The organism is Roseivirga sp. 4D4, assembly GCF_001747095.1.
Lineage (GTDB): Bacteria > Bacteroidota > Bacteroidia > Cytophagales > Cyclobacteriaceae > Roseivirga.
Window position 1 is genome coordinate 3,277,547 of sequence record NZ_MDGP01000001.1, and the last position, 15,925, is coordinate 3,293,471.

At 41.4% G+C, this 15,925-nt stretch carries 15 protein-coding genes; 6 read left to right on the top strand and 9 right to left on the bottom strand.

Features of this window, described 5'->3' with window-relative positions:
- Positions 1 to 8 precede the first annotated feature (8 nt).
- From BFP97_RS14345 to BFP97_RS14360, 4 genes are all read right to left on the bottom strand, one after another.
- Positions 9 to 320 carry a hypothetical protein gene (locus BFP97_RS14345; protein WP_069843083.1) on the bottom strand — a complete coding sequence of 104 codons (312 nt, stop codon included), beginning with the start codon at positions 318 to 320 and terminating at the stop codon, positions 9 to 11.
- Positions 321 to 368: 48 nt separating this feature from the next.
- Positions 369 to 1,508, bottom strand: a complete 1,140-nt coding sequence (locus tag BFP97_RS14350) for a cysteine desulfurase family protein (RefSeq protein WP_069843084.1) — start codon at positions 1,506 to 1,508, stop codon at positions 369 to 371.
- Positions 1,509 to 1,519: 11 nt separating this feature from the next.
- On the bottom strand, positions 1,520 to 2,905 hold the full coding sequence (gene glmM, locus BFP97_RS14355; RefSeq protein WP_069843085.1) for a phosphoglucosamine mutase: 1,386 nt from the start codon (positions 2,903 to 2,905) through the stop codon (positions 1,520 to 1,522).
- A 94-nt stretch (positions 2,906 to 2,999) separates the two neighbouring features.
- Complete coding sequence (locus BFP97_RS14360; protein WP_069843086.1) at positions 3,000 to 3,230, bottom strand: hypothetical protein; 231 nt, start codon at positions 3,228 to 3,230, stop codon at positions 3,000 to 3,002.
- Between the two features lie 83 nt (positions 3,231 to 3,313).
- Between BFP97_RS14360 and mazG the strand changes: the two genes are divergently transcribed.
- Entirely contained in the window at positions 3,314 to 4,126 is an 813-nt protein-coding gene (gene mazG / locus BFP97_RS14365; RefSeq protein WP_069843087.1) for a nucleoside triphosphate pyrophosphohydrolase, read from the top strand.
- A complete protein-coding gene (locus BFP97_RS14370; RefSeq protein WP_069843088.1) occupies positions 4,123 to 5,898 on the top strand; it encodes a chloride channel protein in 1,776 nt (591 codons plus the stop codon). Before mazG ends, BFP97_RS14370 begins: the two co-directional genes overlap by 4 nt.
- 559 nt (positions 5,899 to 6,457) lie before the next feature.
- On the opposite strand, the gene BFP97_RS14375 is transcribed toward BFP97_RS14370, so the two are convergent.
- The 5 genes from BFP97_RS14375 to fumC form a co-directional block, all read right to left on the bottom strand.
- The gene (locus tag BFP97_RS14375) at positions 6,458 to 7,984 is read right to left on the bottom strand and encodes a GH3 auxin-responsive promoter family protein (RefSeq protein WP_069843089.1); all 1,527 of its coding nucleotides are present in this window, start codon (positions 7,982 to 7,984) and stop codon (positions 6,458 to 6,460) included.
- Between the two features lie 4 nt (positions 7,985 to 7,988).
- The gene (gene lptB / locus BFP97_RS14380) at positions 7,989 to 8,720 is read right to left on the bottom strand and encodes an LPS export ABC transporter ATP-binding protein (RefSeq protein WP_069843090.1); all 732 of its coding nucleotides are present in this window, start codon (positions 8,718 to 8,720) and stop codon (positions 7,989 to 7,991) included.
- A gap of 19 nt (positions 8,721 to 8,739) precedes the next feature.
- Positions 8,740 to 10,440, bottom strand: coding sequence for a single-stranded-DNA-specific exonuclease RecJ (gene recJ / locus BFP97_RS14385; protein WP_069843091.1), 1,701 nt, complete (start codon positions 10,438 to 10,440; stop codon positions 8,740 to 8,742).
- A gap of 87 nt (positions 10,441 to 10,527) precedes the next feature.
- Positions 10,528 to 11,181, bottom strand: a complete 654-nt coding sequence (locus BFP97_RS14390) for a hypothetical protein (RefSeq protein WP_069843092.1) — start codon at positions 11,179 to 11,181, stop codon at positions 10,528 to 10,530.
- A 41-nt stretch (positions 11,182 to 11,222) separates the two neighbouring features.
- Complete coding sequence (gene fumC / locus BFP97_RS14395) at positions 11,223 to 12,623, bottom strand: class II fumarate hydratase (RefSeq protein ID WP_069843093.1); 1,401 nt, start codon at positions 12,621 to 12,623, stop codon at positions 11,223 to 11,225.
- Between the two features lie 289 nt (positions 12,624 to 12,912).
- Between fumC and BFP97_RS14400 the strand changes: the two genes are divergently transcribed.
- The 4 genes from BFP97_RS14400 (at position 12,913) to BFP97_RS14415 (ending at position 15,923) form a co-directional block, all read left to right on the top strand.
- Entirely contained in the window at positions 12,913 to 13,620 is a 708-nt protein-coding gene (locus BFP97_RS14400; RefSeq protein ID WP_139135314.1) for a LiaF transmembrane domain-containing protein, read from the top strand.
- 87 nt (positions 13,621 to 13,707) lie between these two features.
- On the top strand, positions 13,708 to 14,763 hold the full coding sequence (locus BFP97_RS14405; protein ID WP_069843095.1) for a sensor histidine kinase: 1,056 nt from the start codon (positions 13,708 to 13,710) through the stop codon (positions 14,761 to 14,763).
- Complete coding sequence (locus BFP97_RS14410; RefSeq protein ID WP_069843096.1) at positions 14,760 to 15,506, top strand: LytR/AlgR family response regulator transcription factor; 747 nt, start codon at positions 14,760 to 14,762, stop codon at positions 15,504 to 15,506. The genes BFP97_RS14405 and BFP97_RS14410 overlap by 4 nt, the downstream gene beginning before the upstream one ends.
- 90 nt (positions 15,507 to 15,596) lie before the next feature.
- Positions 15,597 to 15,923, top strand: a complete 327-nt coding sequence (locus BFP97_RS14415; RefSeq protein WP_069843097.1) for a PadR family transcriptional regulator — start codon at positions 15,597 to 15,599, stop codon at positions 15,921 to 15,923.
- The last annotated feature ends 2 nt before the right edge of the window (positions 15,924 to 15,925 follow it).

Genomic DNA, 15,925 nt, shown 5'->3' on the forward strand with positions numbered 1-15,925 from the left:
AGCAAATATTAATTTGAGGGGCGTATTTGCTCTATTCTAATCTCGCGTGGCGCAAGTGCCCGAGTACTACAACTGGCTCTTAATTCCAAGAATTCAACATTTAACAAAACTTGAAGACCATCTTGCTCATATTGTTGGTTGAGGTAGGTTGGCTTGTATAACTCACCATCAATGCGAATCATAAAACCACATTCTTCCAAACCGAAAATTCCAGAAACATCTTCAACGACTCCTGTGACTTCATCGATTTGAAAGTCTTCATTTGAGCATGACAGAATCCCCAAAAGGAAGATGAAGACATAGAATTTGCCAGATTTCATAAGTGCTTGGTATAGCTATACAGACTGTATTCCGATCAAAAAGTTGCGTCAGACCATAGCAGGTTCCAATATCTCAACAAGTTTGTCAAGCACGTAGTCCACTTCCTCTGGTTTATTGTATTTGCTAAACGAAAAACGAATTCCTTGACGATCAGGGTCAGCTTTAATTCCATTTAAAACATGAGACCCCATTGCAGCGCCACTATTACAGGCACTACCTCCTGAAGCTGAGATCCCATTGATGTCAAGATTGAAAAGGAGCATGTCATTGTCTTCCGAAGGCGGAAAACTAACATTCAGAACGGTATACAAGCTATGTCCATCACGAATGTCTCCATTGAATGAGATGCCTGAGATTTTCTCTCTCAAACCAGCGATCATTCTGTCTTTTAATCCTCTGATATACCTTTGATGCTCATCCATTTCACGATAGGCTATCTCAAGCGCTTTCGCCAAGCCTACAATGCCGTGAACATTTTCTGTTCCTCCACGATGATTTCTTTCTTGGCCTCCGCCATGCACAAATCGACCGATTCTCTTGCTCTTGCAGACCCTCAAAAAGCCAACTCCTTTTGGACCATGGAACTTATGACCGGCCCCCACTAAGAAGTGACACTTCAGGTCTTGTGTATCATGAGCAAAGTGGCCCATCGTTTGAACCGTATCAGAATGAAAGATAGCGTCATATTCCGAAGCCAATTCTCCAATAGCTCCGATATCGTTTAAGGTTCCAATTTCATTGTTGGCATGCATGATAGAGACCAATGAACGACTATTGTTTTTCAACAGGTCGTTAAGGTGGTTCATATCGACATGACCCTGATCATCCAGTTCCACATAACTGACCTTAAGTTTGCCTTCCGCTTCGAGTTTTCTTGAGGTTTCAAGAACAGCCTTGTGCTCAATTTCAGTGGTGATGATATGTTTGAGGTCGTACGCTTCCACACAGCATGTAATGGCTGTATTGTCTGCCTCAGTTCCTCCAGAGGTAAAGAAAATCTCTGAAGGAGAAGTATTCAGCAACTCAGCAACAGTACGTCTGGCATACTCAACTTTCGTCCGTGCTTCTCTACCATGTGCATGTGTAGATGATGGGTTTCCATAGACATCAAGCATCAAGGGTTTCATCGTCTCAAAAACCTCTGGATCCAATGGTGTGGTTGCTGCGTTGTCAAAGTAAACTTTCATGCCTTGAAATATTAATTGGACACAATTTCCTTTATGTCAGATATTATTTTGTTCGCCAAATGTTCAGCCGTTGCCTGAGATTCAGACTCCGCATATATTCTAATGATCGGCTCAGTATTTGACTTCCTCAAATGTACCCATTCCTTGTCAAATTCTATTTTCACTCCATCTATCGTATTGACTGGCTGGTTTTTATACTTTTCCTCCATTGTGGAAAGCACGTTATCAACATCAATTTCTGGTGATAGATCAATCTTATTTTTAGAGATATGGTAGTTAGGGTATGAAGCTCTTAGCCTGGAAATAGGCTGCCCAAATTTTGCCAAATGCGTCAAAAACAAGGCAATCCCAACTAAGGCATCTCGTCCATAGTGTAATTCAGGATAAATAATTCCTCCGTTTCCTTCACCACCAATCACCGCATTAGTATTCTTCATTTTAGTGACTACATTCACTTCACCAACGGCTGCAGCCTCATAGGTAGCCCCATGCTTTTCAGTGACATCTCTAAGCGCTCTCGTGGAAGAAAGGTTGGACACCGTGTTACCCAATGTCTGTGACAACACATAATCAGCAACAGCTACAAGCGTGTATTCCTCTCCGAAAGGCGTGCCATCTTCCGAAACAAATGCTAACCTATCGACATCCGGATCTACCACAATACCAAGGTCAAAGCTTCCATTTTCTAGCGTTGAAGAAATTTTTGTTAAATGCTCCGGAAGTGGCTCCGGATTATGCGGAAACTGACCATTAGGTTCACAGTATAACTCCTCTACATGACTTACTCCAAGCGCCTTAAGAAGCGGAGGGAGTGAGATTCCTCCGGTAGAATTGACACAGTCAATCACCACTCTGAAATTCGCTGCTTTGATGGCTTCCACATCGACCAATGGCAGATCCAAAACCATATCAATGTGCTTAGCGATATAAGTATTATCAAAGGTGACTTTCCCTAAATCTTTTACTTCAGCAAAGTCAAATGAGTCATTTTTTGCCAATTCAAGCACCTCTTGACCATCGGCTCCACTAATGAATTCTCCTTTTTCGTTCAATAACTTTAAAGCATTCCATTGTACAGGATTATGACTTGCTGTCAGTATGATACCTCCACCTGCTTCTTCAGCGGGAACGGCTACTTCCACTGTTGGAGTGGTTGATAACCCAAGATCCAAAACATCAATACCTAAACCGATAAGTGTTGAAGTCACCAAGTTTGAGATCATTTCTCCGGATGGACGAGCGTCTCGTCCAATAACGATCTTTGATTTACCCGATTTCTCTTTGACCCAAGTACCAAAAGCGGCTGCAAATTTTACTGCATCTATCGGTGTCAACGCCTCATCGACCTTGCCACCAATTGTTCCTCGAATACCTGAAATTGATTTAATTAATGTCACTAGCTACCTGTCTTAATTTCAGATGCAAAAGTAGCAAAACAAGTGTAGAAACACTTTAATAAAATGTGTTGAAAAAATTGTGAGAAACAGAAGGCTATTTGAACTGTGCGAGCACCTTATCTACTTCATTGTCAGGGTTCCCGCAGGTCTCTCCTTCTTTCATGTCCTTGCCGCAAAACCCACAGCGCACGCCTTCTTTGTTGAGAAATGGGCTTTGGGAAGCGCATGTACCTTTGAATTCGCCATTTTTAAGAAGAATCAAACGCACAGACATCCCTACAAAAAACAGCCCTACTAAAACTAATGTCAATATTAATGTGGTCATGACAGACTAATTTGTGGCAAATTTAACATACTTGATTTCATAACGCTACCTTTGCCCCATAAGTTTCTGGAAAGGAAAAACAGATGATTCAACCTCCAAAAGATTTACGCAGAAAGGAAAAGCTCGAGGCCTTCGATAGGCTTTTGACTATTATGGATGAATTGCGTTTGAACTGTCCTTGGGACAAGAAGCAAACACTGGAGAGCATCCGCCATCTGACCATTGAAGAGACTTACGAGTTATCTGATGCTATCCTCACCGAAAACCTCGATGAAGTAAAAAAGGAAATAGGTGACCTTATGCTACATATGGTTTTCTATTCCAAAATCGCGGACGAAAAGAAGGCTTTTGACGTGGCAGATGCGTTGAATGCCATTAGTGATAAGCTAGTACACAGACATCCACACATTTATGGAGATGTGGAAGCAAATGACGAAGAGGCTGTAAAAGCGAATTGGGAGAAGATTAAGCTAAAGGAAAAAGGCAACAAATCGGTTTTAGGAGGAGTACCAAATTCTCTGCCAGCTCTAGTGAAAGCAATTCGAATTCAAGATAAGGCCAGAGGCATTGGTTTTGATTGGGAGAAAAAGGAGCAGGTTTGGGAAAAGGTCGAGGAAGAAATGCAAGAATTCAAAAATGAGTTCAACGTAGCCAAAGACGATACGATCGACAAACAAAAGGCCATGGGAGAGTTCGGAGACCTTCTGTTTTCTCTGGTCAACTATTCTCGATTTATCGATATTGACCCTGAAGAGGCACTAGAAAGAACCAACCTCAAATTCATTAAGAGATTTCAATATTTGGAAGAAGAGTCCAAAAAAGACGGTAAATCCATCAGTGATATGAGCCTCGAGGAAATGGACGAGTATTGGGAAAAGGCCAAAACGTTAAAATGAATTTCAAAAAGCTCTTAGGTAAGTTTCTGATTTGGCGGATACGCCATATTCGTACTAAGAATTTTGTGATCATTCTTGGTGGGCTTATCGGTGTCATTGGTGGCTTTGCAGCAGTGACATTAAAGAGTGTTGTTCACTTCATTCAGCATTCTCTGACCGGGTTGAGCGATTCGTTTATTTATATTTTCTTCCCTGTAGTCGGCATTTTAATAACCGCCCTACTAGCAAACTATCTTCTCAAAGAGCGTTTAGGACATGGAATCACCACAATCCTCTATGCAATTTCTAAGAAGTCGAGCATTATTAGCAGAACAAAAATGTACAGCCGCATGCTCACTTCAGGCCTTACCGTAGGTTTTGGGGGGTCTGTCGGGCTTGAGGCTCCCATTGTAGTAACGGGCTCTGCTATCGGCTCCAATATCGGCCGGTTGATGCACCTGAACTATAAGCAAAGGACCTTGATGATTGGCTGTGGTGCTGCCGCAGCAATATCTGGTATTTTTAACTCCCCTGTTGCTGGCGTGATCTTTAGTATAGAAGTAATTCTAACGGATGTCACGATAGCGGCCTTCATTCCATTACTCATAGCGTCTGTAATTGGGTCTTTAGTATCAATGCTATTGCTAGGTGATGATGTCTTGTTTTCCTTCGATTTGAAGGATCCGTTTCTCACTAGAGATTTCATCTTCTACCTGATATTGGGCGGTATTTGCGGCCTTGTTTCCTATTACTTCTCTAATACCACTCAATTTGCCGAGAGAATCATGTCCAAGATAAAGCAACCTATCGTCAAGGCTGTGATAGGAGGACTTGGTCTCGGGGTGTTGATGTTGTTTTTCAACCCTTTGTATGGAGAAGGCTACGACACTATTAAGCTCATTCTAAATGGCCAGGGTACCGAGGTATTAAGCAATAGTCAGTTCTTTGCAAATGTATCTGACGAATGGTTGTTAGTGGGCCTAGCTTTTATAGTTCTTTTGTTAAAACCTATTGCAACAGGGCTGACCATAGGAGCTGGTGGCAATGGTGGAATCTTCGCACCATCTCTTTTCATTGGTGGCATCACTGGTTTTCTTTTTGCCCAAGTAAATAACCTTCTGGATTTAGGTCGCACACTCTCTGTTAGTAATTTTACCTTGGTAGGTATGTGCGGAGTAATGAGTGGAGTATTACACGCACCCTTAACAGCAATATTCTTGATTGCGGAAATCACCAGCGGCTACACGCTTTTTCTTCCACTCATGTTAGTATCGGCAGTGGCATTTAGTACCAACAGCTATTTTCAGAAACACTCCTTCTATACTGCCAAACTAATTGAGTCTGGAGATCTGATTCAGCATGATAAGGATAAGCAACTACTCAGCTTGATGAATATTTCTAAGCTCCTAGAAAAAGACTTGCTGACCATCCAGCCTCAGCAAAATTTGGAAGAGCTGGTTGCCCTTGTGAAAAAATCAAAGCGCAATATCTTCCCTGTAGTTGACGAGGAAAACGCCTTAAAAGGCATAATCACACTTGATGACATTAGGGAGATCATGTTTGACCCAGAATCTCAAAAAAGTGTAATTGTTGAAACATTGATGCATAGACCTCCTGAAACAGTCTGTCCAGAGGATCATATGCAAGAAGTTATGAGCAAATTCGAAAAGACTGGCGCCTGGAATTTACCCGTGATTGACAAAGGTCAATATTTGGGTATCGTTTCCAAGTCTAGAATTTTCAATACCTACAGAACAAAATTGAAGCGCCAACAAAAAGAAATGGGCTCTTAAACCCCCAAATTTTAGCCCTAGAGGCATCTTACAAAAGATTTCAATATTTCTCTTTGCGCTAAAAAGAAAAATAGTTATCAACAAAAATCAACAAGAAGTATCTCTATTTAATTTTCTGTAAATCAGAGAGTTATATTGAATTAGGTGATTTGTGTGGATAAAAATCCAAAATTGTGGAAAAAAAGTAGATCAAAAAATTGATTCTTTTTTTTGTCTAAAAACTTCATTTCAAGCGCATCTACTTTCTTATCAAATTGTTTAATTTTTTTTCAAAAAAAGTTTCACAAAAAATACAGCTCTGAAGCACTCAATCAGGGCCAGTCATGGTAACCAAATACCATTAAAGTCAGATATATAAGCTGTTACATAAATATTAAGAACATACATCGCGTTCTAACATCTGGTTAACTTAGCTTTAACTCTGAATTCACTTCATTGTATTGGCTCGAGAGACACATTAGAAAAGTACAATTTTCAATTTTGTGCTCAAAGAGAACAATTTGTGTTTGTACAACAAAAATTCGATTCAGCCTTACCTTATATATTTAGTCTAAGAGAGTTAAGATTTGACCTCAATGAGATTAAGAATATCATCAAGGTATTCTCTTGAGTTGGACAAGCGAGGCACCTTATGCTGACCTCCCAGCTTTCCTCTTTTGCGCATCCACTGGTAAAAGGTACCAGGTGCTGCCTTGTGTAAAATAGGAGCGGATAGGGCCATATCTTTATACCGCTTAGCATCATAGTCGGAATTGATGCTTCTCAAAGTCTCATCAAGTGCTATTGTAAAACGGTTCAAGTCGTCAGGATCCTTCTCAAACTCTACGATCCATTCATGTGCAGCATTTTCGTCTTTATCGAAATACTTTGGAGCTGCCGTGAAGTTATTGATCTGAGCTCCGGTCTTTTCGCAGGCTTCGGCTATTGCTCTTTCCGCATTTTCGACTACTACTTCTTCTCCAAAGGCATTGATGAAATGCTTGGTTCTACCAGAAATCTTAATCCTAAATGGGTCAGTCGAGGTAAATTGAACTGTATCGCCAATCTTATAGCGCCATAATCCGGCATTGGTGGAAATCAATAATGCGTATTGTTCTCCTTTGACCACCTCATTGAGTCCGATAACTTTTGGTGCTTCTTTATGAATTTCTGCAAATGGGATAAACTCATAATAGATTCCATAATCCAGCATCAATAGCATATCATCTGCGGATGGATCATACTGAATGCCAAAAAAACCTTCCGAAGCATTATAGGTTTCCATATAACGCATTTGGTCCGAAGGGATTAAGCTTTTGAACAGGCTCTTATAAGGTCCAAAAGCCACTGCGCCATGAAAAAACACTTCCAGATTTGGCCATACTTCATGGATATGACTCGCACCCTTAAGCTCAAGGACCTTTTGTAAAAGAATGATAGTCCAGGTTGGTACACCTGAAATGCTCGTCACATTTTCCTGCATAGTATACTCCGCCATTTTATCAATCTTAGACTCCCATTCTTCCATCAGGGCGATATCCAAGGTTGGGGTTCTCACAAACTTGGTCCAATAGGGTAGATTAGACATAATCACGGCAGAAACATCCCCATAGAACGACTCATGGTTACTGTCAAACTGGTTGATCTGCTGACTTCCACCTATGGTTAGGCCTTTTCCATCAAACATTTTGGTCTCAGGGAAATTGTTGCAATAGATGGAAAGCATGTCTTTCCCGCCTTTAAAGTGGCATTCTTCCAGTGCTTCATATGAAACAGGAATAAATTTGCTCCTCGCATTTGTAGTACCAGAAGACTTGGCGAACCATTTTACATCTGAGGGCCAAAGTAGGTTCTGTTCCCCTGCCATGTTACGTTCTATGTATGGGCAAATATCCTCATAGGACGAAATGGGGATCATTCTTCTGAATTGTTCTTCGGTATGCACATCGGCAAAGCCATGTGTTCTTCCAAACTCAGTATTTCTACCCGTGGTGATTAATCTTTTGAATAGCTCTTCCTGAACTTCATGAGGATACTTCATGAATAAATCAATCTGGTGCATGCGTTTCTTCATGACCCAGGTAAGTATGGAATTCAGAATAGCCAATGGACTAGATTTTGCGTTTCAGCTCAAAATGCTTTCCGAGATATACTTTTCTTACTTGCTCGTCTGCCGCCAACTCTTCAGCCGTACCAGCCTTTAACAGCTTGCCTTCGAACATCAAATAAGCACGATCGGTAATGGAAAGTGTCTCTTGTACATTATGATCGGTGATTAAGATACCAATATTTCGGTCTTTTAGCTTAGCAACGATGGATTGAATTTCTTCCACCGCGATCGGATCTACTCCTGCGAAAGGTTCATCCAACAAAACGAATTTCGGATCAACCGACAGAGCCCTTGCGATTTCTGTTCTTCTCCGTTCTCCCCCTGAAAGCACTCGTCCAAGGTTCTTTCTAACATGTGTCAAACTGAACTCTTCTAATAAAGACTCCATTTTTTCACGCTGCTCTTTCTTGGAAAGCTTAGTCATTTCCAGCACGGCCAAGATATTTTGCTCAACAGTCAGCTTTCGAAACACTGATGGTTCTTGTGCCAAATAGCCAATACCCAGTTGCGCTCGTTTGAACATTGGCAAAGGTGTGATATCCTCCCCTTCGAGCTTAACAGTGCCTTCATTGGGTCTTACTAAGCCAACGATCATATAGAAAGTCGTGGTTTTACCTGCACCATTTGGACCTAAAAGACCAACGATCTCCCCTTGATTCACTTCAACGGAGACTTCGTTTACAACTTTTCTCTTCTTGTAAGTCTTTACCAGATTGTCTGCAGATAATTTCATCGAGGCAAAAATAGTTTAATCAATCAAATTTGATGTCTTTGATGAAGAGTTGAAGTGATTTATGTCCTCTAAATTCATTTTCCTCTACGGTATAAGCGATATGAAACCGCATGCCGCTGTCTATCAGATCAGAGTACTCCCCAAAGCCAAAGCCGATCACATCATAAGCAACATTCGTACCTTCTTGCCTCACAATGAACTTTAGATGCTGTTCTTTTAAAACTTTAACATTTGTTGCATAGACATGCTCAGAAACAAACACGGGTTGCATGTTTTGAGGACCAAAAGGAGCCATTTGAGTGATAATATTGTAAAAGCGTTGGTCTATTTCTTCCAATCTCATTAAGGAATCTATCTTCAAACAAGGAATCAATTGATCGTCCGTGATCTTTCTTGCCACCACTTCCTCAAACCTTTCTTTAAAAGCTTCGACATTGTCAATGGGCATGGTCACTCCTGCTGCGTACATGTGGCCACCATACTGTTCCAGCAAATCGGAACATTCGCAAATGGCCTCATAGACATCAAATCCCATTACGGACCGGGCAGAACCCGTCACCATATCGTTGGACTCAGTAAGAATTACCGTTGGCTTATAGAACTTATCAATACATCTCGAAGCTACGATACCTATGACCCCTTTATGCCAGTCTTGCTTATATAATACTGTTGACTTCGCCTGATCAAAACCCTCATCGGAATGAATCATTGCAATGGCTTCCTCAGTAATAGAGCTGTCAAAATCTCTTCTTGCCTCGTTTTTGTCATTTACAGTATTGGCCAACTCTACCGCAGCCTCCTCGGTTTCTGCCAACAAGAGCTCTACTGCAGAACCAGCATGACCCATTCTACCGGAAGCGTTGATTCTTGGACCAATTCCGAAGACGATGCTCGAAATGGTGAGGTTTTTCTGGACTTTATTTAGTTCTATCAGGGCTTTGAGCCCTGGCCGAGGTTTACTGTTGAGCTTCTTAAGACCAAAGTAGGCCATGATCCGATTCTCACCAGTTATCGGTACAATATCAGAGGCAATACTTACAGCCAAGAGATCTAGGAATTCATAAGCCACCTCCGGTTCTATTCCCGATTGTATGCTAAAACCCTGCAGTAGCTTAAAGCCGACTCCACAACCTGAGAGTTCCTTATAAGGATAACCACAATCCTTTCGCTTTGGGTCTAAAACAGCATAGGCGGCAGGCAAGTTATCCGCTGGCATATGGTGGTCACAAATAATCACATCGATGCCAAGATCATTGGCCATTTCGACCTTATCCATTGCCTTGATTCCACAATCCAATGTTACGATCAGTGAGTAACCATTATCCTTGGCAAACTGAATGCCCTCGGCAGAAACACCATAACCCTCCTTATACCGATCAGGAATATAATAGCCCAGTTGATCGTAGAAAGCATTTAGAAATCCGTAGAAAATGGCGACAGAAGTGGTCCCATCGACATCATAATCCCCATAGACCAATATTTTTTCATCATTGCCGATCGCATCGGTTAAGCGATTTACCGCTTTGTCCATATCCTTCATGAGAAATGGATCATGGAGTTGGTCAAGGGAGGGTCTAAAGAAAGATCTGGCTTCGTCAAAAGAAGTTATCCCTCTTTGGGAAAGGAGCTTGGCAATGGTAGGGCTAACCTTAACTTCTTCTTGCAAAAGGTCAGTCACTGCCTCATTATATTCTTCTTCAAATAACCACCGCTTCTGCATTAGATAAAATTAAAAAATCCTCCTTTTATAAGGCATAAAAAAGGCAGTACCCTATTAAGGCACTGCCCCCTATAATATGATTACAACTTAGTTGTTAGACACCTTCTCAATGGCAATAACTTCTTTTAGTGGAACTCTCTTACCATCACGATAAGGCACTATCCACGCATCTTCAACACCCATTTCTCTCAAGTAACGCTTGAGAATATTGGCGTCATCGTAATTTCTAAAATTTCCGATAATGTACTTCCTTAGTTCGTTACCCTCCTGATCAAAATCCTTGGCGGTTTCTGCGTACTTGGCCAAATCAATTTTTCTAAAAGCACCTACTTGCACCTTAAAGACGACCCCAACACTAAAGTCCTCCCCATTGATCAACTCTGGGTTATAAACTGGGGTGATTGACTGATCTTTAAGGTTTTCGATTTCCCGTTGTGCTGCCTGATATGCCGCCTGCATTCTAGTAACCTGCTTTTGAAGGTCGCTCACTCGATCATCTTTGGTAGACACCTGACGTTCGAGGTTTTGAATTTCACCTTCAATACTAGCGATCTTCGCTTTTTGGGTCACATTCTCATCATAAAGCAATTTGAAGTCTTCAATAGACATCTTCTTCTTGCGCTTTGCCCACTCCTTCAACTCCTTCTTTGTAAGCGGTCTGCCTTCTGTCGTTTGTGCCAAAGCCACTGAAGCGACAAAAATTCCAAGCAAGAGTGTCAAAAATACTTTCTGAGATTTCATCGAGTAATTATTAATTCTAAGTACAATTTAGGACAATAAGGTCAGCTTTTCAAACTACCTATCATATCCTCAGGCCTTACCCATTCGTCAAACTCGTCTGCAGTAAGGTAACCTAAATTCACCGCTTCCTCCTTCAGAGTCGTACCATTTTCATGTGCAGTTTTGGCGATTTTGGCCGCTTTTTCGTATCCAATCTTGGTATTCAACGCAGTTACCAACATCAACGAGTTATTCAGGTGTTGCTGTATACTTTTGGTATTTGGTTCTATACCAATGGCGCAATTTTCTTCAAACGACACGCAAGCATCACCAATTAATCTCGCTGACTGTAATACATTGTAGGCCATTACTGGCTTGAATACATTCAGTTCATAATGTCCTTGTGCTCCTCCAACAGAAACAGCCACATCATTACCCATTACCTGAGCACAAACCATAGTCATTGCCTCACATTGTGTAGGGTTTACCTTACCTGGCATAATCGAAGAGCCTGGTTCATTAGATGGAATGATGATCTCTCCAATACCAGATCTGGGACCAGAGGCCAACATTCTAATATCATTGGCAATCTTATTCAACGAAACCGCTATCTGCTTTAGCGCACCATGTGTCTCAACCAAAGCATCGTGTGCGGCCAATGCCTCGAATTTGTTTTCGGCTGACACAAAAGGAAGTCCCGTGAAGTCTGCAATCTTTTTGGCAACATGCTCTGCATATCCTTCAGGTGTATTGATGCCTGTTCCCACGGCTGTACCGCCCAGCGCTAGCTCAGAAAGGTGGTCCAGGGTATTTCTCAGTGCTTTCAAGCCATGATCTAACTGTGATACGTATCCTGAAAACTCCTGACCCAGAGTCAGTGGCGTGGCATCCATTAAGTGGGTACGTCCAATTTTTACCACTTTCATGAAGGCTTCTGATTTCGCTTTCAGCGTGTCTCTTAATTGCTCAATCCCTGGAATGGTGGTTTCTAACACCATCTTATATGCAGCGATGTGCATCCCTGTTGGAAAAGTATCATTTGACGACTGAGACTTGTTGACATCATCATTCGGATGAATAAAACGCTCCCCTTCTCCTAGTTTATTTCCAGCAATCACATGGGCGCGGTTAGCCACCACCTCATTCACATTCATGTTGGACTGTGTGCCTGAACCGGTCTGCCATATAACCAAAGGAAACTGATCATCCAGTTTTCCTTCCAAAATCTCATCACAAACCGCAGAGATTAGATCTCTTTTCTCAGCTGCCAATACACCAAGATCACAATTGGTGTGTGCCGCGGCCTTCTTCAGGTAGGCAAATCCGTAAACCACTTCCAGTGGCATACTACTTTCCGGGCCAATTTTAAAGTTGTTTCTAGATCGCTCGGTCTGAGCACCCCAATATTTGTCAGCGGGCACTTTAACATCGCCCATCGTATCCTTTTCTATTCTGTATTCCATGTGAATGAGATGTTTTTCAGCAGGCCAAAATTAGGCATTGAAGGCCTGATACTAAAAGAAAAACAAGGTTATTCACCGATAGGTGCCATATCTCCAAAAACTTCTGTCGAACCGCCTGATCATTTACCGAACTGTGGCGTTCGTTTACCGATTTGCCGAACCCCGAAGACCCTAAGACCCCGTACATTTGAGTAGTCAAAAACAACAAACAACATTTGGTCTTGAGGTTGGTCCCTCAATAAGCCCAAAGTCAAAACTCAAAATAGAACAACGCTTAAAACTAACAGTCATGGAAAATAAAATGAACAGACGAATATTTGTAGGAGCAGCTTTCCTTATTATAGGCTTGCTTCTGACGTTCGACAACCTGGATATCTTCAATTTCGATTTACCAGATTACGTATTCCGCTGGTATACCTTCTTGATTATCCTCGGTGTGTTCTTAGCCACTGTTAGAGAAAAAGTAGGTGCAGGAATCACACTCATCATTATCGGTTCGATATTTCTTGTGGATAGAATGTCAGACTATTATTACTGGGATTTTTACATCGAAGACATCTTTAGATTATGGCCACTGGCCTTTGTAGGAATTGGTTTATCACTGATTTTAAAGCGAAACAGAGGTAACGATTACGAAAAAAAAAATATTGAAAACGACAACGATCATGTCGATGAGATGGGAATCTTCTCAGGGGCAGAACGTAAGGTTTATTCAAAAGAATTCAAAGGAGGTAAACTCACTTCAATATTTGGAGGAACAGATTTAAACTTAGTAAACGCTGATTTAGCCTGGGGCACGAACGTATTGGATGTATTTATTTTGTTCGGTGGTTGCGATATTAGAGTTCCTTCAGATATGAATGTAAAAGTGAAAGTAACCGCAATTTTTGGAGCATTCTCTGACGAGCGAAAAGTCATTAACGAGAACGATGCCAATGACGGCAAAGAATTGGTCATTAAAGGATTAGTTCTTTTCGGAGGCGGAGAGGTTAAATAATAGATTTGGATTTAGGGAGTTTCAAATTGGAACTCCCAACTTTTTGCTCAAAGATTTTTGTAATTTCCGCCTGGCGCGGATTTTTTTATGGACCACCCCTTTATCCGAAATAGAAGCATTATCATTTATTCCATCATCTGGTTGGTGATTGGAGGCCTTTTCGCTTTTGCCCTTTATTACTTCTATGATTTCGAAGCTAAAATTGCCGCTCTAGATAGTATCGTTTTCAATGGCATCTTCTTTGGTCTAGGCTTGGCTTACTGGTTCAATGTTAGATACAACTCTTTTGAAAAGTCCCAAATTCTAAACCTCGCGGTCAGTCATATAGCGGCCTTGGTGATCTCGATTGCTTTAGCCATTTTCTTATCGAAAAGTATCCTGACAAGAGTTTCGGCAGATGAAGAATACGTATTATTTCTTAATCAATCCATCCCTTGGCGTTCTGCTTTGGGGCTGATGTACTATTCCATTATCATTTTGGTGTACTACTTGATTCTCTATTATGATGATCTCAATCAAAAAAATACGGAGCGATCTCAACTAGAGACTATGCTTAAAAGCTCTGAATTGGAGATGCTGAAGTCTCAGATTAATCCTCACTTTATCTTCAATAGTCTTAACTCCATTGCATCGCTCACCATAGTCTCCCCTGAAAAGGCTCGTAATATGGTCATCAAACTATCTGAGTTTCTAAGGTATTCTTTGGGTAAGGAAAATGATCAAATGAATACGATGGAAGATGAGCTCAATAATATCATGCTCTATCTCGATATTGAAAAGGTCCGTTTTGGTGATCGCCTTTCTGTTGAAACCGATATCAGCAAGGAATCGCTACAGTTGAAACTTCCCAACCTGATATTGCAACCACTATTCGAAAATGCGATTAAGCATGGGATCTATGAAAGTCTAGAGCAGGTGACCGTTAAGTTGAAGGCCTGGCAAGACCAGAACCTTCTGAGGGTTGAAGTTTCTAATCAATTCGACCCAAAGGCGACCGGGAAAAAAGGAAAGGGCATTGGCCTTAAGAATGTAGGGGAACGCCTTCGTCTCATTTATGGTGTCCCTCAATTGGTATTTACTGATAAGACTGATAACTTATTCACTGTTCGATTGGACATTCCTCAAATTGCCACTGACCTATGATCCGAGCCATTATCATCGATGATGAAAGTTTAGCCAGAGACCTGATCAAGGCCTATCTCCAAAAATTTAGCGAGATAGAAATCATTGCCGAATGTGGTGATGGCTTTCAAGGCTTAAAGGCCATTCAAGAACACAAACCCGATCTGATTTTTCTAGATGTACAAATGCCGAAAATCACAGGCTTTGAAATGCTGGAATTATTAGACGAACCGCCTGTTGTAATCTTCAGCACCGCATTTGACCAATATGCGATCAAAGCATTTGAACTGAATGCGACCGACTATCTACTAAAACCTTATGCCGAGCAACGGTTTGATGAAGCGGTAGAAAAGGCGAAAGGCAAAATAGGCACTCAAGGAGCTGCAAAAGCGGAGTTAGAAACGCTGCAAGAAACGCGCTCGGAAAGTGACGAGTCGCTGGATAGAATTGTGGTGAAAACAGGCAACAAAATCCAGATCCTTCCGCTGGAAAGCATCTCTCACTTTGAGGCACAAGATGACTATGTTGCCATCCACTCTGAGCAAGGTAAGTTCCTAAAGCTGCTTCGGATGAAGCATTTGGAAAACCGACTGCCTCAAGGAGAATTTGTGCGAATTCATAGATCACACATTGTCAATGTAAAGCAAATCGAGAAGCTCGAGCTTTACGAAAAAGACTCTTACCTCCTATCTCTTAAAACAGGAAGCCAATTGCCTGTAAGCCGCAGTGGCCATGGCAAGCTCAAAGAGGTTTTGAAATACTAATGCAACCCTCCACATTATCAGTGGTCTCTTAGTAGAAATCATTTCTTTTACAAAGTATATAGTTATATTAGTTTGACAAAATATATATAAATGAAAGGAAGCTATTTAGGTGAGTTTGAAGAGCTTGTAATGCTCACTTGTGCGCTATTGAAAGATGAAGCCTATGGCATCAACATAGTTCAAGAGATCAAATTAAGAATGGACAGATCGGTTAACCTAAGCGCGGTGCATGTAACACTCTATAGACTGGAGGATAAAGGTTATGTGACCTCTTCCTACGGTGGAGCGACAGCACAAAGGGGTGGTCGAAGAAAGCGAATTTTCAAGCTTACCTCACTGGGTGTAAAACTGCTCCAGCAGGTAAATGAGAAGCGACAAAACCTATGGAATATGATTCCAGAACTTAAGACGCTCTGAAA